The following is a 25,108-nucleotide window of genomic DNA, read 5'->3' on the forward strand; positions in this document are numbered from 1 at the left end:
GGTCCAGGGGCCCGCAGCTGATGGGAAAGAATGGCCTGCATGTCAGAGGGCGTGCGCGAAGCGATGATCAAGGCGGCATGGATGCTGATCGCCGAGCGCGGGCTCGAGGGCATGTCGACCCGCGAGGTGCTCGCGCGCACCGGGGCACCCCGCGGCTCCGTCTACCACCACTTTCCGCGCGGGCGCGCGGAACTGATCGAGCTCGCCATCGACCACTCCCGGCAGTGGATGCAGGACCAGATCGACGCGATCCGCGCGCAAACCCCGCAGGACGTGGTCACCGGATACATCGACATCTGGCGCAGGGTCGTCGAAGGCACGGACTTCCGCGCCGGCTGCGCGATGGCCGGGGTCACGACCGGCGGACACGACCCCGCGATCCTCGACCGGGCCGAGGCGGCGTTCAACGCGGCGGCCGACGCACTGGCCGCCCGGTTCGAGCAGGTCGGACTGGCGCCCGCCGAGGCCGCACAACGTGCCACCCTGCTGGTGATCGCCGCCGAAGGAGCCGTCATCCTGTCCCGCGCACGGCGAAACAGCGAGCCGCTCACCCTCGTCGCCACGCAGCTCGGCTGACGGAGTCCGGTCCCGGTCCGCCGGGGCTCAGCCGCACATCAAGACCTGGACCGCCTCACCCCCGAAGGGTGCGGGCGCGTCCCGGCCGACCCGACGGCCGCGTCGAGATCGCACACCCCGATCAGACAGCACCACCGACGGACCGACGGACCGACGGACCGACGGACCGACGGCCCTGCAGTACGGGCCGCCGGCAACGGGTGCCGGTGCCGTCGGCCAACCCACAGCCCGCCCCGGCGGCAGTCGAGACCGGGACGATCCCGTCGCCGACGCGCATCGGCCGGGCCGATGGCCACCCGGCGCACCTCCCCTGCACCGGCCGACCGGCCTTGAGCGGCGAGGTCGCGGTCTCTCGGCAGCCCCGCGGGACGCACCCGGCCCGCGCGACCGGGACCCGACCGTAGCCGGGCGGCCGTAGCCGGGCGGCCGTCGGCACGCTCGCGCCGCGGTTCCGCGAACGCGGCAGCCGCTCACCGAGGGCGGCCCTCCCCGCCCGGAGGCGCACCGGGACCGCCCCTTCCATCCTGGAGGAAAGCCTGATGCCCGCACTTGACTCTGAAGATGATGTGCGTAATCCTCAATATGCACGAACCAAGGGAGTATTGGCATGTCGAAACCCGAGCTGACTTACGAACCTGAACTCACGGGATTGCTTGTCGTCGATCCCTACAACGATTTCCTGTCGGAGGGCGGCAAGCTGTACGAGCGCGGCCGCTCCACCCTGGAGACACACCATGTCGTCGAGCACATGCGGCAGGTCCTCGCCGCCGCTCGCGCGGCCGATGTGCAGGTTTTCATCGCCCCGCACCATCGCTGGCGGGAAAGCGATCCCTACAGCCACTGGAAGACGATGCCTCCGGTCCAGGCAGCCGCCGCAAAGGGACAGACTTTTGCCGACGGAACCTGGGGCGGAAGTTTTCACCCCGACTTCGAGCCGCGTCCCGGCGAGGTCGTCGCGCAGGAGCACTGGCTGTCGAGCGGGTTCGCCAACACGGACCTCGACCTTCAGCTCAAGAAGCACGGCGTCCGCAAATTGATCGTGATCGGCATGCGGGCCAACACCTGCATCGAGTCCACCGTCCGCTTCGCAGCGGAGCTCGGCTACGAGGTCACGGTGGTGAAGGACGCCATCGGCAGCTTCGGGTTCCCTGAAATGGACGCGTCACTGCAATTCAACTTTCCGGCCTACGCGAACGCCATCATCCCGACCGCCGAGATCGTCGCGAAACTGTCAGCCTGAGAATCCTCAGAATAGGGAGACCAATAGATGACTGACCGCGTTCTCGCCGAATCGGTGTCCGAAGCCATCATCCAGGCGCCGCTGCCGGCGATCGACCTGGCGGAGTGGGTCTTCACTCTGACCGACAGCGAATATCAGGCATGTTCGAAGAACCACATTGCCGGGGCGACGACACTCACGCCCGAGGGCAAGCGCATGTCCGTCAATGTGGAGCAGGTCGGGAATCTGATGGTGCAGCACTACGTCGAGGACATCGCCGAGCGCAGCCATTGCCGCCTCGTGTCCCTGTCGGATTCGATCGGTCCGGACATCGGTGCCCGGGTCAAGCTCACCGTGATCTGGGAGTTCACCGCCGAAGCCGTCGATACGGGCACGACGAGGTTCATCAACAGGGTCGAAGTCCGTACAGCTCCCGGCTACCTGGAAGCGCTGGAAGGACGGGGCGTGCCCTTTGCCGTGGCGAGTGAGGCCGCGCAGAAGGCGTTGAGCGCCCACAACGCCGAGGAGACTCCGCTCTTCGCCCGGGACATCGAGCGCAAGGCGCGCGCCGACCGGTGGGGATGACCCGGCCTGGACGGTGTCACGGCCGCACCGCCTCGTAGAACGGGCCGGCTTTCACCCACGCCCTCCTCACGACCGGGGAGCCGCTCGCGCAGCAGGATGATGCCTATAATCCTCAATTGTCGCGGGCTGCCGAAGGCCCCCTGGACCGGAGGTTCGATCATGGTGAGTTCGCAGGCGGACAAGGCGGCGAGCCATGCCCGGATCGTGGACAAGGCCGCGGCACGTTTCCGTCGCGATGGCGTGAACGGGGTCGGTGTGGCCGAGTTGATGAAGGAGGCCGGTCTGACCCACGGCGGCTTCTACCGCCATTTCGCCTCCCGGGACGATCTCGTCGCCGAGGCGGTGGAACACGCCTTGGAGCAGGGGAACAAGCGGTTCCTGACCGCCGCCGCCCGTGGCGGTCAGCAGGCGTTCACAGCGATCGTCGACGGCTACCTCAGCACCGCCCACCGGGACGCACCGCAGGACGGGTGCGCGGTCGCCGCCCTGCCGCAGGACGTCTCACGGGCCGACGACAGGACGCGGGCCGCGTACGGCCGGCAGGTCGAGAACTACCTGGACATCCTGGCGGGCCTCGCTTCGGGCGACGATCCCGCAGCCGAGCGTCGGCAGGCGTGTCTGGCGCTCAGCGCTCTGGTCGGGGCGGTTGCCATGGCTCGGGCGGTCGGCGACCCGGAACTGTCCGCGGAGATCCTCTCCGAGACGGCCGCCGCGCTCAAGGAACTCTGAAAGCGTCGTCGTCCGTCCACGTCCCTCGCCCGGCCATGGGCCGCCTCGGTTGCTCCCCCGTCACCGTCTCCCGCAGAGCGCAGAGCGGAAGACCCGGCCCCCGAACACCGCCGTACAGCAAGTACAACAAGGACAGGCCCCGCCCGTGAGACAGCTCATGAGCGGGGCCCTGCGTATGCCCTTGCTCCGTGATGGCTGCGCAAGGACACGCCGGATCGAGTTGGGATCCCGGGCAACCGAAGTTATCGAGCCAATCCAGGCACACCAGTCTGCTGCGACACGTCTGCCAACGGCGATGGATACACATGGTCGGCTCGCACCGCAGCAGCGATATGCCCAGGGCATGCTCAGTACATGCTCGGTGCGTTCCGCAGAGCAACGAGCAGCCGCAAGTGATCGCCGCCTTTCTCGGCGCACGGAGTCACTCGGTCGTGCAAGACCCGAAGTGGCCGGATCACCGCAGCCAGTGGCCACTCGTTGCGCAAAGTAATGCCATGGGAACGCAGCGAGTGACATCATCTCCGGTACTCACTGCAGCCGACCCACGGCGGGCCTGCCGTGAGAGGGCTGGGCGCACACGCCGAGGGGGAGCCCAGCTCACCTTCTGCTCGCCTGCGGCGGTCCTACCTGTCTCTTGCATGACTTGGGGCCGTTCATGACTTCGTACCACCACGGCTGGCTCGCCGGTTACGCATTACCGGCGATGCTGAGCGCCGGCCTTGCGTGGGTCGGCCTGGCCCGCCATTCCGTCGGCAAGGGCTGGCTGCTGGGCAGCTGGAGATCCACCGGCCTGGCACTTCTGGTTCTCGTTCTGACGGGTCTGGTCGGGATCGCCGCCGGTCTGGCGCTTCCGCACCTGGCGAAGCTGCCGCCCGTAGCCGCAGGCCTGGCGACCGGGGTCACGACCATGCCTCGTAAAAGGCAGGAGGACACGACCCAGCCCTACCTCAAGTTCATGACGCTCGGCATCGCCTGGTTCAGGGAACGACTCGAATATCGCATGTGCCTCGACGCTCACAGTTGGTGCGCTCGGTTCCTCGACGGCTTCGAGAAGTCAACCCAGCTTCGAGTGTTCGTACACGAGCTCAAGAACTACCTGGTGGATCGGCATCCCACACTCACCAAGACGATCGCCAACCTCTTCGACGCGGCCGACGAGGCCATGATCCACGCGCTGGAGGTGCAGACGAAGACCGAGGAGGCCCGAAGAGACATCGGCACCGGCTGGATGCGAGAGCCGACTGACGAAGAGGTCTATCAGTGCCGCAGTGCTTTCGGCGAAGCCATCAACCGTTGCGGAGACCTGTTGCTCTGCGCGTACCTGCACGGCCGTCGGACGGAACAGGCCGAGCTTGGGACACTGCGCGCCAAGGCGCTTGCCAACGATGCCTTCAACAGCTCGTCGCTGCCCGCACAACAACGCCGGTTCAGCCTCCGCCGTAACCGCACCTAGCGGCAGCCGCGCTCATCGATGTGAAGAGACGCTGTCCTTGCGCAATGACAACGACTCTCCGTTGCCGACAGGCAGGGGCTGGGCAGCCTGCGGCCGGCGGGGAGAGAACTTGATCTCGACGTCGGCCCCCAGCGCTTCCGCCGCAGCCGCCAACGTGCGCATCGTCAGGTTCGCATCACCTGACATGATCTGACTGATCCGGCCGGGGCTGACCCCCATGGCCTTGGCGAGGTCAGAACGTGACGTGCCGAGCCCTGCCAACAGGCCCGCGAGAGAAGCGGATGCCTGCCGCGCCAACTGGGCGCCTGCTAACTCGACGTTACTTTCACTACGAGCGAAGAAGCTCATGATATGACCCCCAACTCAAGCCGCTACAGCGGATGTTGCTGTTGCTTCAAGGATGCCACCTTTAGGTCTAGCTAAACACTCGATTCCAGCAGAATGTCCCGGCCGGACGGCGCAAATCTTTCCTGGGCAGCGCCCGTGACCTGCGACTATGAGTTCCCCGAGCGGTCGATCCGTGGCTGATTGGACGTCACTCCAATGGGGCGACGACTCCCAGCGGGCTGATCCTCCGGCTCCACGATGCCCGACTCGTACGTGGGTACACAGATGTTCGCGCCGGCGGCGGATCGTCGGGCGGTACACGCTGCGATGCCCACCTTGGCCCGGTGCAGTCGCACGTAGCGAGCGATGGCGTGGAGGAACCGGTCGAGGTCGAGGTACTCGACGGTGTCGAAGTCGAACACACGCTGTGGGGACCGGTGCGGGCCAGTGCCGAGAACCCCCTCGCCGAGGGCATCGAATCCGCAGGCTCCCGCCGCACCCGCCATCGCCGGCAGACCACCGAGCGGAGGACCTGGACCCGCCTCAGCGTCGCCGATCCGCTCAGGCAGCCCAGCCCAGCCCTGCCGACCTCGGTGGCCCGGACGGCAAGCGGCTTCAGCGAGTGAACAGCTCGGGGTTCTTGCGGACGAAATCGGCTACTCCTGCGGCGGGCCGCCCGGTGACCTCTGCCATGCCGTCTGCCTGGCGGTCATAGCGGCCGGCCACGTGCAGGCGAGCCATGGTGGAGATGTGCTGGAAGACATGGTCCGGCAGTCCCAGCGCCCCGAGATCGTTGTCGAGCCATTCCTGCAACGGGACGTCGGTGTAGCCGACCGTGCGGTGCAAAGCATCGGACATCTCCGCGGCCAAAGCGGCGATGTCCTGTGACCGGGGACCGGTCAGCTCATAGATCCGGCCGATGTGCCGGGCCGGATCGGCCAGAATCTCCTCGACGACCGCGGCAACGTCACCGGCCGCGATCGGGGAGGTTTTCGCCTCGCCGAAGGGCCACCTGATGGCACCGTCCTTGGCGATCGAGGAAAACACGGTCCGGAAGAGCGGGTTCTCCATGAAGACGGTGGGCCTGACCTGGACCACGGGCAGGCCTGACCAGTCGAGGACCTGCTCGACCAGCCACTGCTGACGATGCTGATGCGACTCGGAGCCGCTGGTGGCGTCCATCTCGGAGACGGTCAGCTGCGACATGTTCACGAACGCCTCCAGCCCTCCGTAGGCGCGCGACCGCCGCTGTGTTCACGGCGGCCAGCAGATACTGTGCCGACACGGCCATGCCGAAATACACCCGTCCGCAGCCGTCGAGGGCGTCGGCGACATCGCGGGCACGCGTCAGATCTCCGACCACGACTTCGGCGCCCGTCGCGCGCAGCGCCTGGGCACGGTCGTCATCCCGGCGCACCAGAGCACGGACCGGGAGGCCCCGGCGCCGAAGACCTTGGACCACGGTCCTGCCGACGGCCCCGACGCTGCCCGCAGCACCGGTCACCAGAATGGGCCGCACGCCTGCTTCCGGGCTGTAGTCCATGACGGCAGCCTGCGGCGCGTACAACCGGGGCGCAACCGGGGTGACGTCCAGAGCCGCCCGGACCACCCCAGGGAACGCCGCTCCTGAGACGACCGGAGCCTCCCGGGCAGAGATCCGGGTGAGTCCGTCCACGGCGATCGGCGACATGCTGCTGCCGGCGAAGAGATCGGCATGCGTCCAAGGCCTGGCCCGCTCGCCCGCCCCGCCGCCGCTCCCGGGCACGCGGGGCAATGAGCCCGACGCATCCGCGGCAGGCACCGCAACCAGCGGCTTGGAGCGCAGCTCACACCGCGACGCCAGAGATATCACCCAAATACAATTCATCCATCTATGCCCGCTATTGCTGGCAAAAGAGAGGTACGACCATGGATGGTATTGCCGACATGGGAGGAGCCCCGGGCTGGGGCTCCATGCGTCCGCCGAGACGGGATGAACCTGTCTTCGCACAGCCCTGGGAGAGCCGGGCATTCGCGCTCGCGATCCTCTCGAACCGGGTGTCCGGGGGAAACCTGGACTCCTTCCGGCACGCGCTGGAGCGCCTGGACCGAGCGCACTACATCGACGACGGCTACTACGGGCGCTGGCTCAACGCCGGAGAGCTGAGACTCCTCGACAGCGCCATCCTGGCACCTGGTGCGGTCGACGCCCGGGCCCGCAACCTCCGCGGCGAGCACGTGGCGGAGCCCCCGGTCCCGGAGCCGGCCAAGCCCGACTACACGCCGACCGCCGAGGGCACGCTGCGCTCCCTCGACACCGCGCCCGCCTTCGCCGTCGGCGAGCGCGTGCGCGCCAAGGACAGGTCGCCGTCCGGGCACACCAGACTCCCGCGCTATGTGCGAGGGCATGTCGGCGTTGTCGACATCGTTCAGCCCGCCGGCGTGCTGCCGGACACCAACGCCCACTTCCTGGGCGAGAACCCGCAGTACGTCTACTCGGTGCGCTTCGACTCGCAGGACTTGTGGGGCCCCGACGCCGAGCCGTTCGAGCTCACCGTAGAACTGTTCGAGAGCTACCTGGAGACCACCTCATGACCGCCACCGCCGGATCGGCCGGGCACCTTCCCCCGGCCTTGCGCACCGAGGCGCTCGAGCAGTTGCTCACCGAGCGGGGCCTGATCGACCCGAAGGCGATGAACGGGCTCATCACCACCTATGAGACCAACATCGGACCGCTCAACGGCGCGAAGGTCGTCGCCCGGGCCTGGACGGACCCCGAGTACCGTCGCCGGCTGCTCGGGGACGGCACGGCCGCCATCAGGGAACTGGGCTTCGGAGGGTTCCAGGGCGAGCACATCGTCGTGGTGGAGAACACCGCGACCACGCACAACGTGGTGGTCTGCACGCTGTGCTCGTGCTACCCCTGGCCGGTGCTCGGCCTGCCGCCGAGCTGGTACAAGGATCCCGCCTACCGCGCCCGGGTGGTGAGGGAACCGCGCGCGGTGCTGTCCGAGATGGGACTCAAGCTGGCCGACGACGTACGGATCACCGTCCGCGACTCCACCAGCGAGGTGCGCTGGCTGGTGCTGCCCGAGCGGCCGTCCGGAACCGGGCATCTGACCGAGGAAGAACTCGTGACGCTGGTGACGAGGGACGCAATGGTCGGCGTGGCCAAGGTGGCGGCACCATGAGCGCGCCTCTGGACACCGAGGGCCCCGCCGCACCGCCCCGCTCCAACGGCGAGCTGGTGTTCGCCGAGCCGTGGGAGAGCCGCGCCTTCGGGATGGCCGTCACCCTGTACGACGCGGGAGCGTTCGCCTGGCCGGAGTTCCAGGCCGCACTGATCGCCCGGATCGCCGCCTGGGAGGCCTCGGCGGAGCGGGACGAACCGTACAGCTACTACAGGCTCTGGCTGGCCGCCCTGGAGGATGTGCTCACGGGCCTGTGCGCCGTGTCCGCGGACGAGGTCACCACACGCGCCCAATCCCTGGCCCGACGCCCCCCGGGCCACGACCACCGTGACGACTCCGACCATCACGACCACCACGACCACGGTTCGCTGCGCGAGGCAGGCTCGGCCCGGATCAGGCATCACCCCCCTGCGGGGCGCTGAGTGTGTAGGTGGTTCCGACGCTGGTCTGCACCCATGCGTCCGGGAGAGCTGCGGAGAGGGTGTGCTGGGCGCGCCAGCCGGTGCAGTGACCGGGGACGATCAGCTGGGGTGCGAGTTCGGTGAGCGCGGCCACCGTCGGGCCGATGACCGGCTCGAAGGCGGGGCCGCTCAGATGGAAGCCGCCGATGAGGGCCAGCAGTTTGCCGACGCCGGTCAGTCTCATGGCGTGGCGGACGATGTTGACCACTCCGGCGTGGCCGCACCCTGTGACGATGACAAGCCCCCGGCCGCGCACGTTGATGACGAGTGCCTGGTCGTCGATGACGGCGGGGTCGTGTCGCCAGCCGTTCCCGTCCCAGGCCTGGTGTGCCGGCGGCATGCCGTGCTCGAACTCGGTGACGCGGTCCACCTCGCCGGTGATCAGGATGCCGCCGGCCAGCAGCGACGGCTGCCGCCGTTCGATCACCTCGAACCCTTCGCGTGCCAGAGCAGCCCGTGACAGCGTGGGCATCTCCAGACCCTGGCCGGCGGGCAGTGCCAGCCGGCGGCGGGTCCAGACCGCGGGGTGGACGGTCAGCGGCAGGCCGGAGCGCCCGCGCAGCCGGGCCAGGCCGTCGAAGCCGCCCGCGTGGTCGAAGTGTCCGTGGCTGAGTACCACGCCCTGCAGGTCGCCGACGTCGATGCCGAGTCGCTCGGCGTTCACCGCCAGCCCGTCCGGCGACGCGCCGGTATCGAACAGCAGCGTGCTGCTCGCGTTCCCGCTTTGGACGGTGACCAGGGCGGAGAAGCCGTGCTCGGCACGTAGCCCCGCGAGGGCCTCGCCGCCGGCGAACTGCCGCGCGGCGGTCCGCCCGGCACCGATCGACGCCCGGGTGACGCCTTCGGCAGAGGCCAGCAGGGCGTCGAAGGTGTTGTCGACCATCGTCGTGACCCTGACCTCGTCGACCTCGGGCAGCTCCACCGGGTCAACAGCCGGTCCCTCCGCGATCCGAGGCGCTGACCACGCCGCCTCGGCCGCCGGGCGTCCGTGATCGTCGCACATGCTGGAAAGCGCCTCCCCGCCGATACGACCGGCCGCAGTCGCCGCGCGATGTCATGCTTCCACTCGCGCGGGCGGTACGACGACGTCGATGAGCCCGGTGGCCGCGTCGTACACGAGCCCTGAGACGAAGACTCCGGCCGGAAGCTTCTGCTTGAGGATCTCGACGTCGACGCGGACGGCGGCGACCGGGTCGGTGACCGCCTTGGCGTCCAGGTCTCCGGCCGGAACCTCGAAGTAGTCGGCCAGCAGCTCGGGGAACGCGGCCAGGTCCGTGATCCCGCAGTCGGTGTGGTGCAGGACCGCGTAGTGGACGTCGCCCGGGCGAGGGCCGCCCGCGCGGGCCTGGACGACCTTCGAGAGCATCTCCAGCGTCCCGAGTGTCTCGGGCGTGACCCGCCCTCCGACGTTGCGGATCACCGCTGCCTCGCCGAGCTTGAGCCCGAGCACGTCGGAGGGGTCGACACGAGGGTCGACGCATCCGATGACCGTCAGACTGCCGCTGGGCATGAGCTTGAGGCCGGCGAATGATCCGCCGTCGGCGAACCCCGCGTTCCGCCTGGCCAGCTCGTCCGTGTCGATCACTGTGACGGCAACCCCTTCTTGCTCCGGGCCCGGACTCCCGGTGCCGCCGACGGCGACCTCCGGTTGCCGCCCATCGTGGCCCGGCGCTGCCTCCCATGCCACTCGACTCCGCGGCATCCGCGGCCGCGCCGCGCAGACGCTCCTCCTCGCCTTCCAGCCGGCCCACAACGCCGTACCCGCCATCGCCGGCGGTCCCCCAGCACCGCGGCACAACAAGGACAGGCCCCGCCCGTGAGATAGCTCACGGGCCGGACCCCGTGCATGCCTGACCAGGCCGTGCGATGCCTCACAGCCGCCGGACCGCGCCGGGCGACAGCGGACGATCACCGGACAACGAGAAACGGGCCCCCACCGTGACTTCCGTCACCGGCGGAGACCCGTTTCACCGGTATCTCTCTGTGCGCGAGGGGGGAGTTGAACCCCCACGCCCTTGCGGGCACTGGAACCTGAATCCAGCGCGTCTGCCTATTCCGCCACCCGCGCATTGGGTGTGTCTTCCGGCTTCGGGCCCGTTGTTTCCTTCGGTCCGGCCCCTTCCGACATCGAGAACACTAGCACGTGGGACAGGGTGGGTTCACATCCCTTATCCCCGGAGCAGCGCTGACCTGGAGGTCACGTACCGAGCAGTCGGCCATCACGTATCAACCTCGTACCGGTCAAGGCCATCTGTCCAGGAGACGGATCGGGTCCACAGTCAGGTGCGGGACACTGGTCGTGGGCCACCTCTACGATCCATGGCAGAAGAAGCGCCGATCCTTGGCAGGAGAAGCACGCCGAGGAGTTCGAAGGGGGGCCACTCGGGGAACCGGCTGATTGCCGGGCGCGTAGATACGATCAGTGAGCAGTAGCGGCAACGGCAACGGCAGGCAGTACGGGCAAGGCGACAGAGGAGGTGCCCTGTGGGAGTCCTGAAGAAGTTCGAGCAGCGTCTCGAAGGTCTGGTCAACGGCACCTTCGCCAAGGTGTTCAAGTCCGAGGTCCAGCCCGTGGAGATCGCCGGCGCGCTGCAGCGCGAGTGCGACAACAACGCGACCATCTGGAACCGCGACCGGACCGTCGTACCCAACGACTTCATCGTGGAGCTGAGCGCGCCCGACTTCGAGCGGCTCAGCCCCTACTCCGGGCAGCTCGGCGACGAGCTCGCCGGGATGGTCCGCGACTACGCCAAGCAGCAGCGCTACACCTTCATGGGGCCGATCAAGGTCAACCTGGAGAAGGCCGAGGACCTCGACACCGGCCTGTACCGGGTACGCAGCCGCACCCTCGCGTCGTCCAGCAACCAGCAGGCCGCCGAGCGCGCCCCCGCGGGCGGCGCCGGCGCCCCGCAGCGACCGGGCGGCTACGGCTACCCGCCGCAGAGCGCCGCCGCCCCGCCCATGCCGAGCGCCCCGCCGCCCGGCGCCCGCCCCGGCGGCTACGGCTATCCGCAGCCCACCCAGCCGGCCGCCCAGCGGCCGCCCTCGGGTCCCGTCGGCGCCTCGGCGCCCGGCTCCCGCACCCGCTACTGGATCGAGATCAACGGCACCCGCCACCAGATCTCCCGCGCCACGCTCGTGCTGGGCCGCAGCACCGAGGCCGACGTGCGGATCGACGACCCCGGCGTCTCCCGCCGGCACTGCGAGATCCGGACCGGAACGCCCTCGACGATCCAGGATCTCGGGTCCACCAACGGCATCGTGGTGGACGGGCAGCACACCACCCGCGCTACGCTCCGCGACGGCTCGCGGATCGTCGTGGGCAGCACCACCATCATTTACCGGCAAGCCGAAGGGTGAAGCGGGGGCAATGTCAGAGCTGACCCTCACGGTCATGCGGCTGGGTTTCCTGGCCGTACTGTGGCTGTTCGTGATCGTGGCCGTGCAGGTCATCCGCAGCGACCTGTTCGGTACGCGCGTCACCCAGCGCGGATCGCGTAGGGAAGAAGGGCGCCGGCAGCAGCCCGCCGCCCGGCAGCAGGCCGCGCCGCCGCAGCAGCGCGGCCAGCAGCCGGCAGCCGGCGGCCGCCAGCGCCGTAACGCCCCCTCCAAGCTGGTCGTCTCCGAGGGCACCCTCACCGGTACGACGGTCGCGCTCCAGGGCCAGACCATCACCCTCGGCCGCGCCCACGACTCGACGATCGTGCTGGACGACGACTACGCCTCCAGCCGTCATGCCAGGATCTACCCGGACCGCGACGGCCAGTGGATCGTCGAGGACCTCGGCTCGACCAACGGCACCTACCTGGACCGGTCCCGGCTGACGACGCCCACACCGATCCCGCTGGGCGCGCCGATCCGCATCGGCAAAACCGTCATCGAGCTGCGGAAGTAGTGCTACATCATGAGTAGGCGCGAGCGGAGCGAGCACGCGGCGGCGGACCGGACGCCGGTCCTTCGCGCGCTCCCGACCGGAGGGTGGGCACCGTGCGGATGTACCCGGAGCCGACGGGCGAGGTGCGCATGAGTCTGTCACTGCGCTTCGCCGCCGGATCGCACAAAGGCATGATCCGGGAGGGCAACGAGGACTCCGGATACGCCGGTCCCCGCCTGCTCGCCATCGCCGACGGCATGGGCGGCCAGGCCGCCGGCGAGGTGGCCTCCTCCGAGGTGATCTCCACCCTGGTCACGCTCGACGACGACGTGCCCGGCTCCGACATCCTCACCTCCCTCGGCCACGCCGTGCAGCGCGCCAACGACCAGCTGCGCGCGATGGTGGAAGAAGACCCGCAGCTGGAGGGCATGGGGACCACCCTCACCGCCCTGCTGTGGACCGGACAGCGGCTCGGCCTCGTACACGTCGGCGACTCCCGCGCGTACCTCCTCCGTGACGGCGTGCTCACGCAGATCACCCAGGACCACACCTGGGTCCAGCGGCTCGTCGACGAGGGCCGGATCACCGAGGAGGAAGCCACCACCCACCCGCAGCGCTCGCTGCTGATGCGCGCGCTCGGCAGCGGCGACCACGTCGAGCCCGACCTGTCGATCCGCGAGGTCCGCGCCGGCGACCGCTACCTCATCTGCTCCGACGGGCTCTCCGGGGTGGTCTCCCACCAGACCCTGGAGGAGACCCTCGCCAGCTACCAGGGACCGCAGGAGACCGTGCAGGAGCTGATCCAGCTCGCGCTGCGCGGCGGCGGCCCCGACAACATCACGGTCATCATCGCGGACGTCCTCGACCTGGACACCGGTGACACCCTCGCGGGGCAGCTCTCCGACACCCCGGTCGTGGTCGGCGCCGTCGCCGAGAACCAGCAGCACCTGCACGACAACGGCTTCATGCAGACCCCGGCCGGCCGCGCCGCCAGCCTCGGCCGCCAGGGCCCCCGGCACGGTGGCGGCGGCGAGTTCGGCCCGCCCGGCTCCGGCGACACCACCGGCTACGTCCCCACCGACAGCTTCGGCGACTACACCGACGACGACTTCGTCAAGCCCCGCAGCGGGCGGAAGTGGCTGAAGAGATCCTTCTACAGCGTGCTCGCCCTCGCCGTGATCGGCGGGGGCCTGTACGGCGGCTACCGCTGGACGCAGACGCAGTACTACGTCGGCGCCAACGGCACACACGTCGCGCTGTACCAGGGCATCAGCCAGGACCTGGCCTGGGTGTCGCTGTCGAAGGTGCAGACGGACCACCCCGAGATCGAACTCAAGTACCTGCCGCCGTACCAGCAGAAGCAGGTCAAGGCGACCATCGCCGAGGGCGGTCTCACCGACGCCCAGTCGAAGGTCCAGGAGCTGGCCGTGCAGGCCTCCGCCTGCAAGAAGGAGTCGGAGCGCACCGCCGCCGAGTCCAAGACCAACTCCAAGACCGGCCAGGGCGAGGCCGGAGGCACCACGGGAACCACCAAGACCTCTCTCACGTCCAAGGCCTCGCCAAGCCCTACGAACTCGGCGTCCCCCTCGGCGTCATCGTCCCCGTCCCCCTCAGCGACCCCCAGCCCCGGCCCCACCCTCTCGGAGGATGAGCAGAAGGTCGTCTCGCTGTGCGGTAAGCAATAGGCAAGCCGTGAGAGGCCCCGTCACACGATGAGCAGTACTACCAACACGTCGACGAACCACACGTCCACGATCGGCTCCATCGGCACACCGAGCCGACGCAACACCGAGCTCGCGCTCCTGGTGTTCGCCGTCCTCATCCCGGTGTTCGCCTACGCCAACGTGGGCCTGGCCATCAACGACAAGGTCCCCGCGGGACTGCTGAGCTACGGCCTGGGCCTCGGCCTCCTGGCCGGCGTCGCCCACCTCGCCGTCCGCAAGTTCGCCCCTTACGCGGACCCGCTGCTGCTGCCGCTGGCCACCCTGCTCAACGGCCTCGGCCTGGTCACCATCTGGAGACTCGACCAGTCCAAGCTGCTGCAGTCGATCCACGTCGCCGGCGGCAAGGCCACCAACCAGCTGCTGTACACCGCGATGGGCATCGCGCTGTTCATCGTCGTCCTGATCTTCCTCAAGGACCACAGAGCACTCCAGCGCTACACCTACATCTCCATGGTCGGCGCGGTGCTCCTCCTGCTGCTGCCGCTGGTCCCCGGCCTCGGCGCCAACGTGTACGGCGCCAAGATCTGGATCCACGTCGGCAGCTTCACCATCCAGCCCGGTGAGTTCGCGAAGATCGTCCTCGCGGTGTTCTTCGCCGGCTACCTGATGGTCAAGCGGGACGCGCTGGCCCTCGCCAGCCGCCGCGTCATGGGCCTGTACCTGCCGCGCGGCCGCGACCTCGGACCGATCATCGTCGTCTGGATGATCTCGATCCTCATCCTGGTGTTCGAGACCGACCTCGGTACCTCGCTGCTGTTCTTCGGAATGTTCATCATCATGCTGTACGTCGCCACCGAGCGGACCAGCTGGATCGTCTTCGGTCTGCTGATGTCGGCGGCCGGCGCGGTCGGCGTGGCGAGTTTCGAGCCGCACATCCAGACTCGTGTGCAGGCCTGGCTGAACCCCATGCGCGAATACACGCTCAGCCGCACGGGCAGCAACGACGGCATCCTCCACTCCGAACAGGCCATGCAGGCCTTGTGGGCCTTCGGCTCCGGCGGCACCCTCGGTACCGGATGGGGCCAGGGCCACTCCGAGCTGATTCGCTTCGCCGCCAACTCCGACTTCATCCTCGCCACCTTCGGCGAGGAGCTGGGCCTGGCCGGCCTGATGGCGATCCTGCTGATCTACGGGCTGATCGTCGAGCGCGGTCTGCGCACCTCGCTCGCCGCCCGCGACCCGTTCGGCAAGCTGCTCGCCGTCGGCCTCTCCGGCGCCTTCGCGCTCCAGGTGTTCGTCGTCGCCGGCGGTGTGATGGGCCTCATCCCGCTGACCGGTATGACGATGCCGTTCCTCGCGTACGGCGGTTCCTCCGTGATCGCCAACTGGGCACTCATCGGCGTGCTGATCCGCATCAGCGACACCGCCCGCCGCCCGGCCCCGGCCCCCGCCGCCAACCCCGACGCCGAGATGACCCAGGTGGTCCGCCCCTCATGAACAAGCCCCTGCGCCGGATCGCGATCTTCTGCGGCCTCCTGGTCCTCACCCTGCTGCTGCGCGACAACTGGCTCCAGTACGTCAAGGCCGACACCCTCCGCGAGGACCCCGCCAACCGCCGCGTCACGATCGCCCGCTACTCCACCCCGCGCGGCGACATAATCGTCGACGGCAACCCGGTCACCGGCTCCACGGCGTCCAGCTCCTCCGGTGTCAACGACCTGAAGTACAAGCGCACGTACAAGAACGGCCCCATGTGGGCCCCGGTCACCGGGTACGCCTCCCAGGCCTTCGGCGCCAACCAGCTGGAGTCCCTTGAGGACGGCATCCTCACCGGCAACGACGACCGGCTCTTCTTCCGCAACACCCTCGACATGATCACGGGCAAGCAGAAGTCGGGCGGCAACGTCGTCACCACCCTCAACGCGGCCGCCCAGAGCGCCGCCTACAACGGGCTGAAGAAGCAGGGCGGCAAGGGCGCGGTCGTCGCCCTGGACCCCTCCACGGGCAAGATCCTGGCCCTCGCCTCCTACCCGTCGTACGACCCCTCGGCCTTCGCGGGCACCTCGGACACCGACGCCGCGGCCTGGAAGAAGCTCCAGAAGAAGTACAACCCGAACGACCCGATGCTGAACCGGGCGCTGCGCGAGACCTACCCGCCGGGCTCCACCTTCAAGGTCGTCACCGCCTCGGCCGCGCTGGAGAACGGGCTGTACACCTCCGCGGACGAGGCCACCAAGTCGCCGCTGCCGTACGTCATGCCGGGCACCACCACCGAGCTGAAGAACGAGGGCAGCATCCCCTGCAAGAACGCGACCATGCGGGTCGCGCTGCGGTACTCCTGCAACACCGTCTTCGGCAAGATCGGCGCCGACCTCGGCAACGACAAGATGCTCGCCGAGGCGAAGAAGTTCGGCTTCGACTCCGAGCAGTTCACCCCGGTCCGCTCCAGCGCCTCGGTCTTCTCCGACAACATGAACCAGTCGCAGACCGCGCTGTCCTCGATCGGCCAGTACAACACCGCCGCGACCCCGCTGCAGATGGCCATGGTCGCCTCCGCGGTCGCCAACGACGGCAAGCTGATGAAGCCGTACATGATCGACAAGCTGCAGTCGTCGAACCTCGACACGATCTCCCAGACCGAGCCCGAGCAGATGAGCCAGCCGCTGTCCTCCTCCAACGCCCAGGTCCTCCAGTCGATGATGGAGACGGTCGTCAAGGAGGGCACCGGTACGAACGCGCAGATCAACGGCGTCACCGTGGGCGGCAAGACCGGTACCGCCCAGCACGGTGTCGAGAACAGCGAGAACCCGTACGCGTGGTTCATCTCGTACGCCAAGCTCCCCGACGGCAGCAAGCCGGTCGCGGTCGCCGTGGTCATCGAGGACGACCAGGCCAACCGTGACGACATCTCCGGCGGCGGTCTCGCGGCCCCGATCGCGAAGAGCGTGATGGAGGCGGTCATCAACTCCAAGAAGTGACCCCGCTCACGTCCCCTTCACATCGGTGCACGTTGACATACCGGTCCTGTATCGGGTTACGGGCTTGGCCAGGTCACACAAACACAGCCGGGTACGGTAGGCCCGGACGGCAGCCTCCGACCGCACACACCCGTGCCGGCCGGGACCCACGGAGAGGGCTGGTAGGTAGCTATGGAAGAGCCGCGTCGCCTCGGCGGCCGGTACGAGCTGGGCCACGTGCTCGGCCGTGGTGGCATGGCGGAGGTCTACCTCGCGCATGACACCCGGCTCGGCCGCACGGTGGCGGTGAAGACGCTGCGCGCGGACCTCGCGCGCGACCCGTCTTTCCAGGCCCGGTTCCGCCGGGAGGCCCAGTCGGCCGCCTCGCTCAACCATCCCGCGATCGTCGCGGTCTACGACACGGGCGAGGACTACATCGACGGGGTCTCGATCCCGTACATCGTCATGGAGTACGTGGACGGCTCGACGCTGCGGGAACTCCTGCACTCCGGTCGCAAGCTCCTGCCCGAGCGTGCGATGGAGATGACCATCGGCATCCTCCAGGGCCTGGAGTACGCGCACCGCAGCGGCATCGTCCACCGTGACATCAAGCCGGCGAACGTCATGCTGACGCGCAACGGCCAGGTCAAGGTCATGGACTTCGGCATCGCCCGCGCCATGGGCGACTCCGGCATGACCATGACCCAGACCGCGGCCGTCATCGGCACCGCCCAGTACCTCTCCCCGGAGCAGGCGAAGGGCGAGCAGGTAGACGCCCGCTCGGACCTCTACTCGACGGGCTGCCTGCTCTACGAGCTGCTGACGGTACGACCGCCGTTCGTGGGCGACAGCCCGGTCGCGGTCGCCTACCAGCACGTCCGCGAGGAGCCCCAGCCCCCGTCGGTCTTCGACCCCGAGATCACGCCCGAGATGGACGCCATCGTCCTCAAGGCCCTGGTCAAGGACCCGAACTACCGATACCAGTCGGCCGACGAGATGCGCGCCGACATCGAGGCGTGCCTGGACGGCCAGCCGGTCGCGGCCACCGCGGCGATGGGTTCCGTCGGCTACGGCGGCTACCCGGACGACATGCCGACCACGGCCCTGCGCTCCGACGCCGGCGCCACCACCATGCTCCCCCCGATGAACCCGGACGACGGCGGCTACGGCTACGACGAACGCCCGGACCGCCGCCGCCAGCAGAAGAAGAGCAACACGTCCACGATCCTCCTGGTGGTCGCGGGCATCCTGGTGCTGGTGGGCTCGGTCCTGATCGGGAAATGGGTGGTCAGCGGGGGCGGGGCGGACAAACCCTTCGCCGCCCCGAACTTCGTCGGCTCCACGTACTCGGACGCGCAGAAGATGGCCGAGAACTCCGGACTGAAACTGGCGACACCCACCAAGAAGGCCTGCGAGGACCAGCCGAAGGGCAGTGTCTGCGACCAGGACCCGAAGGCCGGTGCGGACGTCAAAAAGGGCGACTCGATCACCCTGGTGGTCTCCACAGGCGCCCCGAAGGTCTCCGTGCCCAGCGTGATCGGGCTGAGCCTGGACGACGCGAAGACGAAGCTGGAGGGCGACGACTACAAGTTCGTGGTCAAGACGGAGACCCGCACCACCTCCACCGAGGACCCGAACACCGTCCTGGACCAGAACCCGATCGGCGGCAAGGAAGTCCAGAAGGGCTCCACGATCACCCTCACGATCGCCAAGGCCGAGGAGAAGTCCACGGTCCCCGATGTCACCGGCAAGAGCTGTGACGACGCCAAGGCGCAGATGACGGCCAACAACCTGACCGGCAACTGCACCGAAGTGGACACCACCGACGCCAACCTGGTCGGCAAGGTCGTCTCGACCGACCCGGCGGCCGGCGCCCAGGTGGCCAAGGGCTCCACGGTGAACATCCAGATCGGCAAGGCCCAGCAGCAGACCGCCGTGCCGAGCGTGCTGGGCCAGACCGTGAGCCAGGCCAAGCAGACCCTGCAGGCAGCCGGCTTCACCCAGATCCAGTTCAACGGCGACTCCAGCGACACCGCGCTGGTCACCAACCAGGACCCGGCGGCCAACACCGGCGTCGACGACCCGGGCAGCACGACGATCACCCTCACCACGGTGAGCGTCGGCAACAGCAACAACAACGGCGGGAACAACGGCGGCACCAACTTCTTCGGTGGCACCAGCGGCTGATGTTCCCCTGTGACAACGGATGGGCCCCTGCCGGGGAGTCACCGGCAGGGGCCCATCCGCTTCGGTGCCCCGGTACCCCGGAACAGGCCTGCGCTCAGTCGCGCAGTTCCTTCGGCGGCGTCCGCTTGCTGTCGACCTTCTGCACGCGGACCAGCTCGCCCCAGACCACGTAGCGGTAGCGGCTCGTGTAGACCGGCGTGCAGGTCGTCAGGGTGATGTAGTGGCCCGGCTTGGTCTTGCCGGACTCCTTGGGGACCTGGGAGAGGACCTTGACGTTGTACTTCGAGGTCTCGGGAAGGATGTCGTAGACCTTGTAGACGTACCAGTCGTCGCGGGTCTCGAAGACGACCGGGTCGCCGACCTTGACCTTGTCGATGTTGTGGAACTTGGCGCCGTGACCGTCACGGTGGGCGGCGACCGCGAAGTTGCCGGTCTTGCCGGTGGTCGGGAGCGTGGCCTTGACCGGATCCGTGTAGTAGCCGGCCACGCCGTTGTTCAGGACGTCCGTCGACGTGCCCTTCTCGACCAGGACCTCGCCGTTCTTCATCGACGGCACATGCAGGAAACCGATGCCGTTCTTCGTGTTCAGCGCGCCCGGACCGGTGTCCTGCTGGGCCCAGGTGTCCCGGACCTTGTCGCCCTCCCGGTCGGCCTTGCGGTCCGCGATGACGTTCGTCCACCACAGCGAGTAGACGACGAACAGGCCGAGCACCAGGCCCGCCGTGATGAGGAGTTCACCGAAGACGCTGACCGCCGTCGCGATCCGGCCCATCGGCCGCCGCCCCGGCACGGGTGCCGACCCCGGCGCGTCGGTCTGCTCTTCGGTGTCGTCGGCGGTCGCTGCCACTGTTCCTCTGCCTCTGCCCTTACTCGACGAGCGCGTCTGGCTTGCCCTTGCTGCGCGGGCGTTCCTCGACCATCTTGCCCCACACGATCAACCGGTACTTGCTGGTGAACTCCGGTGTGCAGGTGGTGAGAGTGATGTAGCGGCCCGGTTTGGTGAAGCCCGACCCCTTCGGGATCGGATCCAGCACACTCACGTTGCTCGGCGCCGTCACCGGCAGCATCGACGTCACCTTGTACACGAAGTACTCGTCCTGCGTCTCGACCACCACCGAGTCGCCGGCCACCAGCTTGTTGATGTACCGGAACGGCTCACCGTGCGTGTTGCGGTGCGCGGCCAGACCGAAGTTGCCGGTCTTGTCCTGCGGCATCGCGGTCTTCAGCGCGCCCTCGCCGTAGTGCCCGACCATGCCCTTGTCGAGGACCTTCTTGTTGCTGACGCCCTCGGCGATCGGCGCCACCACGTCCAGCTTGGGGATGTGCAGGATGGCGAAGCCCTGACCCGGCGCGAAGACACCCGGCGCGCGCTTGCCGCTCGCCCAGTCCTGCTGGAGGCTGCTGGCCTCCTGGCCGGCCTGCGCGTGGGCGCGGACGTTCGTCCACCACAGCTGGTAGGTGACGAACAGCAGCATCAGCACGCCGGTGGTGATGAACACCTCGCCTATCGCCCGGCTCGCCATGACCGCCGGGCTGGGCTTGCGCAACCGCTCCCGCCGCCGGGCCTCGACCCGGGACAGCTGCCGGCCCGGCGCGGTGGTTTCCGACGGCGCCGTCTCCGGTGTGCCGCCGTGCCGCCCGCCGCGGCGCTTGGCGGCCTTTCTGCGGGCCGCGCGGCCGCCTCCCGGGGTTCCGGTGCCGGAAGGGGCTGCTGTGGCCGCAGAGGCCGATATGGGCGGCGGATCGGGAATCCGCAGCGCGACGGTCTCCTCGTCGATCGGCGGGAGCGGCGGGAGGTACGCCGTCTCCCCGAGCGCGCTCGACCCCCCGTACGGCTGATCCCCGTACGAGGCACCGGTCTCGCGCTCGGGGCGCAGCGCGGTCACGCCGTGGCCCTGCCCACCACCGGGGCGAGCCCCGCCGACCTCGCCACGGCCCCCTGGTCACCGCACTCCACCAGCCAGTTGGCCAGCATCCGGTGCCCGTGCTCGGTCAGCACCGACTCGGGGTGGAACTGCACGCCCTCCACCGGGAGTTCACGGTGCCTGAGGCCCATGATGATCCCGTCGTGGGTGCGGGCGGTCACCTCCAGCTCGGCCGGGACCGTCGCCGGCTCGGCGGCGAGCGAGTGGTACCGGGTCGCGGTGAAGGGCGTCGGCAGGCCCGCGAAGACCCCCTTGCCGCCGTGCTCCACCAGCGAGGTCTTGCCGTGCAGCAGCTCCGGCGCCCGGTCCACCACACCGCCGTACGCCACCTGCATCGACTGCATGCCGAGGCAGACGCCGAAGACCGGGACACCGGTCGCCGCGCAGTGCCGGACCATGTCCACGCACACCCCGGCCTCCTCCGGCGTCCCGGGTCCGGGCGAGAGGAGGACGCCGTCGAAGCCGTCCTGGGCGTGCGCCGTCGACACCTCGTCGTTGCGCAGCACCTCGCACTCGGCGCCCAGCTGGTAGAGGTACTGGACCAGGTTGAAGACGAAGCTGTCGTAGTTGTCGACGACGAGAATCCGCGCGCTCACTGGTTGTCCACCGTCACATCGTTGAAGGGCAGCAGTGGTTCGGCCCAGGGGAAGACGTACTGGAAGAGGACGTAGACCACGGCCAGGACCAGCACGAGTGAGAGCAGCGCCCTCACCCACGCGTTCCCCGGCAGATGCCGCCAGATCCAGCCGTACATGCCGTCCCTTCCGTTCCGCCACGGCACCAGAATCCCGCCGTACTGCACCAGACTAACGGCGCAGCGCCTTGGGTCTGCCTGTCTCCACAGGCTGTGTGGAGTCCAAGTGCGCCCAGACGATCAGCCGATGGCTGTGCCCCCATTCCGGATCGCACGTGGTCAGCGTGAGATAGCGCCCGGGACGCGTATACCCCGACTTACGTGGCACAGGGTCGATCACTTCAACGTCCGTCGGAACTGTTTTGTAGGGCCCTTTGTCGATCCGATACGTGAACCAGGTCGTCCCGTCCGTCAGCACGATCGCATCGCCCTTGCGCAGCTTCGGGAAGTCGAGGAACGGATCGCCGTAGGTGCGCCGGTGGCCGGCGACCGCGAAGTTGCCCACCTGGCCCAGCTGGGCGGTCCTGGCGTAGTGGGCGAGGCCCTTCTTCAGCACATCGGTGCCGGTGCCCTCCAGGACCGGTTTGTTCCACGTGAAACCGAACCGGGGGATGTACATGATCGCGAAGGGCTTGCCGTAGTGGTACGCGGCGGGTTTCGCGGGGGCGGCGGCGGTCGCGGACGCCTTGGTCGTCGGATGCACCGTGGCACTGGCCGACCACTGCCGCTGTAACTGGTCGATCTGGTCGTGCATCTCGTTGTCGGCCTTCACACCGGTCCAGAACAGCACGTACGCGACGAAGAGCACGATGAGCGTGCCGGCGGTGATGCAGAGCTCGCTGACGGTCCTGACGATCACGCGCACCGGCGGCTCCAGAAAGTGACGAGCTGCTTACCCCACGGGCTTCGCGTAGTGCAGATCCACTGTGCCCGAGTAGCCCGGCAGAGTCACCGTCCCGTCCTCGGTGACTTTCCAGCCGAGGCCGTACACGTTCACGTACACCATGTAGTTCTGGATGGCCTCGGAGTCGGCGAGCGACTTCTGCATCTTCGCCGGGTCCCCGACCGCCTGGATCTTGTACGGCGGTGAGTAGACCCGGCCCTGGAGGATCAGGGTGTTGCCGACGCAGCGCACGGCGCTGGTGGAGATCAGCCGCTGGTCCATGACCTTGATGCCGGTGGCGCCGCCCTGCCAGAGGGCGTTCACCACGGCCTGGAGGTCCTGCTGGTGGATGACCAGGTAGTCGGGCTGCGGCTCGGGGTAACCGGGGAGCTTGGCGGTGGCGTTCGGCGGGGCGTCGTTGAGCGTGACGGTGATCGCCCTGCCGGTGAGCTTCTGGGTGCCCGCGTCCTTCTCCAGGCCGGTGAGCGTGTCGTCCTGGGCCTTGGTGGAGCCGTCGTCGCGCTTGGCGAGCTTCTCGTTCTCGTCGCGCGTACTCGCGTTGGACTCGTCCAGCTCCTTGTTCTTGCGGCTGTGCTCCTGGATCAGGTCGGAGAGCTTCAGCAGGTTGTCGTCCGAACGGATGTCGGTGCCCTTGGCCGTGTTGAAGCTGGTGAAGAAGAGCAGACCGGCAAGGGCGAAGACGCCCACGGTCAGAATCCGCACCGGCCGGAAGCCGTTCTTGCGGACTGGGCCGTCACCCGTTGATCCGGTCCCCTGGGAGTCGGCAGAATTGCTCAACGTACCCTTATCTCCTTCGGCGCCGCGGAAGCACTACGCTAACGGACGCCCGGGGGAGCGCTCAGTGTGCCCTTACTGTCCCCCTTGTACGCTGCCCCGAGCCCGACCCAGTTACCTGCGCGGCCACGCAGCGCATCGACAGGAGAGACCCTCGTGCCGAAGTCACGTATCCGCAAGAAGGCCGACTACACGCCGCCCCCGGCGAAGCAGGCGACCGCCATCAAGCTCAACAGTCGCGGCTGGGTCGCACCGGTGATGCTGGCCATGTTCCTCATCGGGCTGGCCTGGATCGTCGTCTTCTATGTGACCGACGGTTCGCTGCCGATCGACAGCCTCGACAACTGGAACATCGTGGTGGGCTTCGGCTTCATCGCGGCCGGCTTCGGCGTCTCCACCCAGTGGAAGTAGCTCTGCCCAGGGTTATCCGCTGAGTTATCCACAGGCCTGTGCATGGACCTGGGGAAAAGAAGACGATCTGTGGATAACCCGTTGGGTGTTGACGCCGGTACGACTACCACAACACCCGCCGCAAAACCACGCGCCCCCTCCCTGACCTGCGGCAACGCAGGTGAGTCGGAGGGGGCGCAGTTGTGCGGGCACGTTGTGCACAAGATCGGCCACCGACTGTGGACAACGGTTCGGTATCGGTGCGGTGAGCCGCCGTGATCGGTGATGAGTGATCGGTGACCGGCGCTGAGGCTCGGCCTCAGACCCAGACCCAGACCCAGGCTCAGGTGAGCTGAGTGGTCCGGACGACCGTGATCACCACGGCCACCACCAGCACCAGCGCACACGTGCCGTACTGGATCAGGTTCCGCCGCTCGCGCGGGGCGTGCACCATCGCGTAGCCGGTGATGACACCGGCGACCAGGCCACCGATGTGGGCCTGCCAGGCGATGCCGCCGCTGAAGGTGAAGATGAGGTTGATCACCAGAAGGGCGATGATCGGCCGCATGTCGTAGTTGAGCCGGCGGATGAGGACCGCGGTCGCGCCGAAGAGGCCGAAGATCGCGCCGGAGGCGCCGAGCGAGGGCTGGTTCTGGGCGGCGAGCAGATAGGTGAGGGCGCTGCCGGCCAGGCCGGAGACGAAGTAGAGCGTGATGTAGCGGGCACGGCCGAGGGCGGCTTCCAGGGGGCCGCCGATCCACCACAGGCTGAGCATGTTGAACACGATGTGCATGGGGCTGGAGCTGTCATGCAGGAACATCGCGGTCAGCATCCGGTAGTACTGGCCCTGGGCGATGCCCTCGACGTCGCCGTACTGCGGGAACCAGGCCTGGCCGATCAGGTCGAAGCGGTTGGTGAAGCTGTCCCCGACGGAGAGCTCGACCAGGAAGACGGCGATGTTGATGCCGATCAGGATCTTGGTGAGCAGTCGTGGGTCGGCGGCGACCGTGCCGCCGGCGAGGGTGCGGGGCCGGGAGGCGGCCGGGGGCGGGCCGCTCTGGCCTGCGGTGGTGCCACGGACGCATTCGGGGCACTGGAAACCCACGGAGGCGCTGACCATGCACTCGGGGCAGATGGGGCGCTCGCAGCGGGTGCAGCGCACGCCGGTCTCCCGGTCCGGGTGCCGGTAGCACTTGGGCAGGCTGTGGGCGTCGCGCGCGCTGCCTGTCGCCTGGTCCTCCATGGGGTCCCCTCGCTCGTCCTGGGCAGTGTTCCGCCC

At 68.4% G+C, this 25,108-nt stretch carries 27 protein-coding genes, 1 tRNA gene and 1 pseudogene; 16 read left to right on the plus strand and 13 right to left on the minus strand.

Features of this window, described 5'->3' with window-relative positions; translation table 11 throughout:
* Positions 1 to 39: 39 nt before the first annotated feature.
* From SSP29_RS11240 to SSP29_RS11260, 5 genes are all read left to right on the plus strand, one after another.
* Positions 40 to 576 carry a TetR/AcrR family transcriptional regulator gene (locus SSP29_RS11240; RefSeq protein ID WP_167449899.1) on the plus strand — a complete coding sequence of 179 codons (537 nt, stop codon included), beginning with the start codon at positions 40 to 42 and terminating at the stop codon, positions 574 to 576.
* Positions 577 to 1,183: 607 nt separating this feature from the next.
* Positions 1,184 to 1,816 carry a cysteine hydrolase family protein gene (locus tag SSP29_RS11245; protein WP_089100408.1) on the plus strand — a complete coding sequence of 211 codons (633 nt, stop codon included), beginning with the start codon at positions 1,184 to 1,186 and terminating at the stop codon, positions 1,814 to 1,816.
* Positions 1,817 to 1,843: 27 nt separating this feature from the next.
* Complete coding sequence (locus SSP29_RS11250) at positions 1,844 to 2,380, plus strand: hypothetical protein (RefSeq protein WP_089100409.1); 537 nt, start codon at positions 1,844 to 1,846, stop codon at positions 2,378 to 2,380.
* A gap of 159 nt (positions 2,381 to 2,539) precedes the next feature.
* Complete coding sequence (locus SSP29_RS11255; RefSeq protein ID WP_089100410.1) at positions 2,540 to 3,109, plus strand: TetR/AcrR family transcriptional regulator; 570 nt, start codon at positions 2,540 to 2,542, stop codon at positions 3,107 to 3,109.
* Positions 3,110 to 3,764: 655 nt separating this feature from the next.
* The gene (locus SSP29_RS11260) at positions 3,765 to 4,562 is read left to right on the plus strand and encodes a hypothetical protein (RefSeq protein WP_089100411.1); all 798 of its coding nucleotides are present in this window, start codon (positions 3,765 to 3,767) and stop codon (positions 4,560 to 4,562) included.
* A gap of 12 nt (positions 4,563 to 4,574) precedes the next feature.
* On the opposite strand, the gene SSP29_RS11265 is transcribed toward SSP29_RS11260, so the two are convergent.
* Complete coding sequence (locus SSP29_RS11265) at positions 4,575 to 4,910, minus strand: helix-turn-helix domain-containing protein (protein WP_089100412.1); 336 nt, start codon at positions 4,908 to 4,910, stop codon at positions 4,575 to 4,577.
* A gap of 323 nt (positions 4,911 to 5,233) precedes the next feature.
* On the opposite strand from SSP29_RS11265, the gene SSP29_RS11270 reads away from it, so the two are divergent.
* Positions 5,234 to 5,515 carry a hypothetical protein gene (locus SSP29_RS11270; RefSeq protein ID WP_145968877.1) on the plus strand — a complete coding sequence of 94 codons (282 nt, stop codon included), beginning with the start codon at positions 5,234 to 5,236 and terminating at the stop codon, positions 5,513 to 5,515.
* Here the strand turns inward: SSP29_RS11270 and SSP29_RS61160 are convergent.
* Positions 5,505 to 6,095: an NmrA family NAD(P)-binding protein gene (locus SSP29_RS61160; RefSeq protein ID WP_245883099.1), complete on the minus strand. Its 591-nt coding sequence runs from the start codon at positions 6,093 to 6,095 to the stop codon at positions 5,505 to 5,507. The genes SSP29_RS11270 and SSP29_RS61160 overlap by 11 nt on opposite strands.
* A 76-nt stretch (positions 6,096 to 6,171) precedes the next feature.
* Positions 6,172 to 6,900: pseudogene (locus SSP29_RS61165) on the minus strand (NAD(P)H-binding protein); the annotation flags it as partial.
* Here SSP29_RS61165 and nthB point away from each other — a divergent pair.
* From nthB to SSP29_RS11290, 3 genes are read left to right on the plus strand one after another with little or no spacing between them, the layout of a single operon-like run.
* Entirely contained in the window at positions 6,798 to 7,463 is a 666-nt protein-coding gene (gene nthB / locus SSP29_RS11280; protein ID WP_089100414.1) for a nitrile hydratase subunit beta, read from the plus strand. The pseudogene SSP29_RS61165 and the gene nthB overlap by 103 nt on opposite strands.
* Entirely contained in the window at positions 7,460 to 8,059 is a 600-nt protein-coding gene (nthA, locus tag SSP29_RS11285) for a nitrile hydratase subunit alpha (RefSeq protein ID WP_089100415.1), read from the plus strand. The genes nthB and nthA overlap by 4 nt, the downstream gene beginning before the upstream one ends.
* Positions 8,056 to 8,481, plus strand: a complete 426-nt coding sequence (locus tag SSP29_RS11290; protein WP_089100416.1) for a nitrile hydratase accessory protein — start codon at positions 8,056 to 8,058, stop codon at positions 8,479 to 8,481. Before nthA ends, SSP29_RS11290 begins: the two co-directional genes overlap by 4 nt.
* On the opposite strand, the gene SSP29_RS11295 is transcribed toward SSP29_RS11290, so the two are convergent.
* The 3 genes from SSP29_RS11295 to SSP29_RS11305 all read right to left on the minus strand — a co-directional run bounded on the left by SSP29_RS11295 (position 8,453) and on the right by SSP29_RS11305 (position 10,588).
* Positions 8,453 to 9,523, minus strand: a complete 1,071-nt coding sequence (locus tag SSP29_RS11295; protein WP_089100417.1) for an MBL fold metallo-hydrolase — start codon at positions 9,521 to 9,523, stop codon at positions 8,453 to 8,455. The two genes, SSP29_RS11290 and SSP29_RS11295, sit on opposite strands and share 29 nt — an antisense overlap.
* 51 nt (positions 9,524 to 9,574) lie before the next feature.
* Complete coding sequence (locus SSP29_RS11300; protein WP_089100418.1) at positions 9,575 to 10,105, minus strand: carbonic anhydrase; 531 nt, start codon at positions 10,103 to 10,105, stop codon at positions 9,575 to 9,577.
* A 399-nt stretch (positions 10,106 to 10,504) separates the two neighbouring features.
* Positions 10,505 to 10,588: transfer RNA gene (locus SSP29_RS11305), tRNA-Leu, on the minus strand.
* Between the two features lie 416 nt (positions 10,589 to 11,004).
* Here SSP29_RS11305 and SSP29_RS11310 point away from each other — a divergent pair.
* The 6 genes from SSP29_RS11310 to pknB all read left to right on the plus strand — a co-directional run bounded on the left by SSP29_RS11310 (position 11,005) and on the right by pknB (position 19,202).
* On the plus strand, positions 11,005 to 11,880 hold the full coding sequence (locus SSP29_RS11310) for an FHA domain-containing protein (RefSeq protein ID WP_089100419.1): 876 nt from the start codon (positions 11,005 to 11,007) through the stop codon (positions 11,878 to 11,880).
* Positions 11,881 to 11,890: 10 nt separating this feature from the next.
* Positions 11,891 to 12,415 carry an FHA domain-containing protein FhaB/FipA gene (locus SSP29_RS11315; protein ID WP_089100420.1) on the plus strand — a complete coding sequence of 175 codons (525 nt, stop codon included), beginning with the start codon at positions 11,891 to 11,893 and terminating at the stop codon, positions 12,413 to 12,415.
* A gap of 98 nt (positions 12,416 to 12,513) precedes the next feature.
* Positions 12,514 to 14,079 (plus strand): Stp1/IreP family PP2C-type Ser/Thr phosphatase, encoded by a 1,566-nt coding sequence (locus tag SSP29_RS11320; RefSeq protein ID WP_174855957.1) that lies wholly within the window; start codon positions 12,514 to 12,516, stop codon positions 14,077 to 14,079.
* A 27-nt stretch (positions 14,080 to 14,106) separates the two neighbouring features.
* Positions 14,107 to 15,555, plus strand: coding sequence for an FtsW/RodA/SpoVE family cell cycle protein (locus SSP29_RS11325; protein ID WP_089100422.1), 1,449 nt, complete (start codon positions 14,107 to 14,109; stop codon positions 15,553 to 15,555).
* Complete coding sequence (locus SSP29_RS11330; RefSeq protein ID WP_089100423.1) at positions 15,552 to 17,036, plus strand: peptidoglycan D,D-transpeptidase FtsI family protein; 1,485 nt, start codon at positions 15,552 to 15,554, stop codon at positions 17,034 to 17,036. The genes SSP29_RS11325 and SSP29_RS11330 overlap by 4 nt, the downstream gene beginning before the upstream one ends.
* A 171-nt stretch (positions 17,037 to 17,207) precedes the next feature.
* Positions 17,208 to 19,202 (plus strand): Stk1 family PASTA domain-containing Ser/Thr kinase, encoded by a 1,995-nt coding sequence (gene pknB / locus SSP29_RS11340; RefSeq protein ID WP_089100424.1) that lies wholly within the window; start codon positions 17,208 to 17,210, stop codon positions 19,200 to 19,202.
* Positions 19,203 to 19,296: 94 nt separating this feature from the next.
* Here pknB and SSP29_RS11345 read toward each other — a convergent pair whose 3' ends face one another.
* From SSP29_RS11345 to SSP29_RS11370, 6 genes are read right to left on the minus strand one after another with little or no spacing between them, the layout of a single operon-like run.
* Positions 19,297 to 20,049, minus strand: coding sequence for a class E sortase (locus SSP29_RS11345; protein ID WP_089100425.1), 753 nt, complete (start codon positions 20,047 to 20,049; stop codon positions 19,297 to 19,299).
* A 19-nt stretch (positions 20,050 to 20,068) separates the two neighbouring features.
* Positions 20,069 to 21,088: a class E sortase gene (locus SSP29_RS11350; RefSeq protein ID WP_089100426.1), complete on the minus strand. Its 1,020-nt coding sequence runs from the start codon at positions 21,086 to 21,088 to the stop codon at positions 20,069 to 20,071.
* Positions 21,085 to 21,723 carry an aminodeoxychorismate/anthranilate synthase component II gene (locus SSP29_RS11355; protein ID WP_089100427.1) on the minus strand — a complete coding sequence of 213 codons (639 nt, stop codon included), beginning with the start codon at positions 21,721 to 21,723 and terminating at the stop codon, positions 21,085 to 21,087. The genes SSP29_RS11350 and SSP29_RS11355 overlap by 4 nt, the downstream gene beginning before the upstream one ends.
* A complete protein-coding gene (locus SSP29_RS55370) occupies positions 21,720 to 21,881 on the minus strand; it encodes a hypothetical protein (protein WP_174855947.1) in 162 nt (53 codons plus the stop codon). The genes SSP29_RS11355 and SSP29_RS55370 overlap by 4 nt, the downstream gene beginning before the upstream one ends.
* 52 nt (positions 21,882 to 21,933) lie before the next feature.
* Positions 21,934 to 22,626, minus strand: coding sequence for a class E sortase (locus tag SSP29_RS11365; protein WP_089100429.1), 693 nt, complete (start codon positions 22,624 to 22,626; stop codon positions 21,934 to 21,936).
* A 27-nt stretch (positions 22,627 to 22,653) separates the two neighbouring features.
* On the minus strand, positions 22,654 to 23,442 hold the full coding sequence (locus SSP29_RS11370; protein ID WP_089100430.1) for a DUF881 domain-containing protein: 789 nt from the start codon (positions 23,440 to 23,442) through the stop codon (positions 22,654 to 22,656).
* A 153-nt stretch (positions 23,443 to 23,595) separates the two neighbouring features.
* On the opposite strand from SSP29_RS11370, the gene crgA reads away from it, so the two are divergent.
* Positions 23,596 to 23,850, plus strand: a complete 255-nt coding sequence (crgA, locus tag SSP29_RS11375) for a cell division protein CrgA (protein ID WP_089100431.1) — start codon at positions 23,596 to 23,598, stop codon at positions 23,848 to 23,850.
* Positions 23,851 to 24,172: 322 nt separating this feature from the next.
* Here crgA and SSP29_RS11380 read toward each other — a convergent pair whose 3' ends face one another.
* A complete protein-coding gene (locus SSP29_RS11380; protein WP_089100432.1) occupies positions 24,173 to 25,072 on the minus strand; it encodes a rhomboid family intramembrane serine protease in 900 nt (299 codons plus the stop codon).
* Positions 25,073 to 25,108 lie beyond the last annotated feature (36 nt).

Source organism: Streptomyces hyaluromycini, assembly GCF_002217755.1.
GTDB classification, from domain to species: Bacteria; Actinomycetota; Actinomycetes; order Streptomycetales; family Streptomycetaceae; genus Streptomyces; species Streptomyces hyaluromycini.